The 2,345-nt window shown below is 42.9% G+C and carries 1 protein-coding gene and 2 pseudogenes; all 3 read left to right on the forward strand.

The genetic code is table 11. The features are described 5' to 3' along the window. A pseudogene (locus HT687_RS10920) lies at positions 1 to 639 on the forward strand (hypothetical protein); the annotation flags it as partial. Between the two features lie 8 nt (positions 640 to 647). Continuing rightward, entirely contained in the window at positions 648 to 998 is a 351-nt protein-coding gene (locus HT687_RS10925; protein WP_172924205.1) for a DUF6711 family protein, read from the forward strand. Between the two features lie 4 nt (positions 999 to 1,002). Continuing rightward, positions 1,003 to 2,345 (forward strand): annotated as a pseudogene (locus tag HT687_RS10930) (tail fiber domain-containing protein); the annotation flags it as partial.

The raw sequence follows: 2,345 nt of genomic DNA on the forward strand, positions 1-2,345 counted from the left end.
TCTTGGTTTGGTGATAGATGGAAAGATATCAAAGATGGAGTAAAAGAAGCTGATACATGGTTTGGCGAGAAATTTGAGAGTGCAAAAAAGAAAACTCAGAATCCTTTCCAAAAAATCGGTTCTTGGTTTGGTGATAGATGGAAAAATATGCAAGATGCCTTGAAAGAAATCCCCAACTGGTTCAAGAATCTGTTTAATGATGCAATGGATAATGCTAAAAACATCGTTAAAAGTGGTATCGATAAACTAAAAAGCTTCTTTAACTTTGATTGGAGCTTACCAAAAATCAAACTCCCTCACTTTAATATATCTGGTAGCTTCAGCTTGATGCCTCCTAGAATTCCATCATTCTCTGTAGATTGGTATGCACGAGGCGGTGTATTCAACTCTCCTAGCATCATTGGGGTCGGAGAAGCTGGTCAAGAAGCGGTAATGCCTCTTGAACGGAATACAGGATGGATTTCTATCTTGGCTCAAAAACTGGCTGAAAGAATGCCTGCTAATAATGTACCTACAGGTTATTCATTACCGGCTGGCGACATCGTTATCCAAATCGCAGGCCATGAGTTCGGACGGGTAGCCATCCAAGAAATCAACAAGGAACATGAACGAGCAGGTCAAACCTTGCTCAAGATTTAGGAGGTTAAATGGCACAATTGACAATCAATGGGGTGGCTGTGAAGCCTCCCAAATATTTTCAGGTCGGTATTCAAGATATCGATGGAGAAACAGGGCGTAATGCCAATGGCGACATGGTGCGTGACCGTATCACGACCAAACGCAAACTAGACTGTGAATGGGGTATGATGACTCAGGGAGAATTAAGTCAGCTTTTACATGCTGTATCATCTGAATTTTTTGAGGTGTCTTATCCAGACCCCATGGATGGCCAAGTCACAAAGACTTTCTACGTCGGTGATAGGACAGCTCCTAGTTATAGCTTTACTGAGAAGTTTAAACCTTGGTCTGGCGCTAAATTTAATCTGGTAGAGAGGTAAGAAAATGGATGCTTTAACCAGACGACAATTTGACAGAGCCATGTTTGCCAAGGAAAGGACGCTGGCTATTCGTGTTGGTGATTATACTTCACGGGATATCAAAGAGGCTAGTTTTGAGTATGGCTACATCAAGGGCGATACTTATAAGCCTGGTGGAACCTGCGCTGGTAGCGGTAAAATTACCTTTACCAGTATCATTACCACGTTCAATAAGCTGGATACCCTGCACCCTGAGATTGGTCTACTGGTTGGGGATACCTACCAGTGGGTCAAGATGGGGGAATACTTCATCAACGATATTGAGATTGACCGAAACCGCAACACAACCACACTTGAACTTATGGATGGTATGTTTAAGCTCAATCGTGAGTATGTGACAGATTTGCATTTCCCAGCTGAAGTACGAGAGGTTATTCAGGAAATCTGCCTGAAAACAGGCATTGAGTTAGCGAATGACTATTTCGGAATCAGCGCGATGCGTTACCATGTCGAGCAAGTTCCTGAAGGAAAGAAACTTTCATTTAGGGATATGCTGAGCGCTATGACTCAGATGATAGGGATGTCTTGTTTCTTCAACCGAGAAGGGAAGATGGAAATCCGTGATTTAACTGAGTCAAATATCACGATAAACGCAGACAGTTACTTCCTACATGGTTTAACCAAGAGTGAGATTGAGTATCAGATAGCTGGTATTACTTGTAAGACAGATAAGAAGCCTCTTACGGTTGGTATGAAGACAGGTCGGTCTTTGGAACTAGACAATGTCTTCATGACCCAGAGCGCTTTAAATGACCTGTATTACAATCTGAAAAACCTGACTTACTATCCGTATAATCTCAACTACCAAGGGCATTTACTGCTTGAGGTTGGGCAGTGGGTAACCATTCAGACCAACAAGAAAGAAACCTTTAAAGTTCCTGTCTTAAGTCAGAGCTTTACTTTCAAAGGTGGTCTAAGAGGTCGTATCAGCGCAGATAGTAAAGCTGGAAATGATACGCAGTATTCTTACGAGGGTACGATTACCAAGCAGATTAAGCAACAAGATGGCATTGAAGCCAAAATCCAAGCGCAGATAGAAGCAGCAGACGCAGCCTTTGACGCTGAATTTACTAAGCGTGAGAAAGCTATCACGGATGCCATCGAACTTGCCAAGGCTAAGGCGGAAGAAGTCAAGCAAGAATTGTCTGACACTATCAATCAGCGTTTCAATAGCTTTCATGATGAACCTTTACGAGAATCAAGGCGCAAGGCTGAGGAAGCTTTGAGACAAGCTGGCGCAAGTAGCTCTCTTGCTCAGGAAGCCAAGCGGATTGGGCTGGATTCTGTTACTAGACTTGAAGCGTTTAA

The sequence above is a fragment of the Streptococcus sp. 1449 genome, from assembly GCF_013276805.1.
In the GTDB taxonomy this organism is placed as follows: domain Bacteria; phylum Bacillota; class Bacilli; order Lactobacillales; family Streptococcaceae; genus Streptococcus; species Streptococcus pseudopneumoniae.